This window comes from Flavobacterium selenitireducens, from assembly GCF_014748335.1.
Lineage (GTDB): Bacteria > Bacteroidota > Bacteroidia > Flavobacteriales > Flavobacteriaceae > Flavobacterium > Flavobacterium selenitireducens.
In genome coordinates this window covers 1-645 of sequence record NZ_JAAVIY010000034.1, presented here as the reverse complement: position 1 = coordinate 645, position 645 = coordinate 1, and the positions used below count along the sequence as shown (strand labels likewise).

1 pseudogene is annotated in these 645 nt (G+C 58.8%); it reads left to right on the top strand.

The window, feature by feature from the left end:
- Positions 1 to 645 (top strand): annotated as a pseudogene (locus HC229_RS16535) (PD40 domain-containing protein); the annotation flags it as partial.

Here is a 645-nt window from a genome sequence, read left to right as displayed (position 1 = left end):
AGCTCACCGAGAAGGGCAAGGGCGATCCTTATGTGTACCGCCAGCTTGCCGAGAGCTACTACAACGTGTTCAACTCCAAGGAGGCCGTGCGCTGGTACGCCAGGGCCGTCGAGGGCCAGCAGGATGCCGAGACGTACTTCCGTTATGCCCAGATGCTCAAGGCCGAAGGCAAATACGAGGAGGCCAACAGGCAGATGGCCAAGTTCGCCCAGCTGTCCCCGAACGACGACCGGGCCAAGGAATACAGGGCCGATCCGAACTATTTGCCCAAGCTGCGTGCCCAGGCCAAACTCTTTGACGACAAGGCCCTTGCCATCAACAGCGACAAATCGGACTTCGGGGCGGTTTTGAGCAACGACAACCATCTGTACTTCGCCTCGGCCCGCAACAAGGCCCGCAAGACCTACGGCTGGAACGAGGAGCCGTTTTTGGATCTGTATTCGGCCGTGATGAACGCCGACGGCACCTTTGCCGAGCCGACCCCGGTGAGCAGCCTCAACAGCAGGTTCCACGAAGGCCCGGCCACGGTATCTGCCGATGGCAACACGATCTACTTCTCGAGTGAGAGCTTCAAGGAGAAGGAGTTCGATAAGGACAAGAAGAACAGGCTCAAGCAGGGACAGGTCTACCTCTACAAAGCCACCA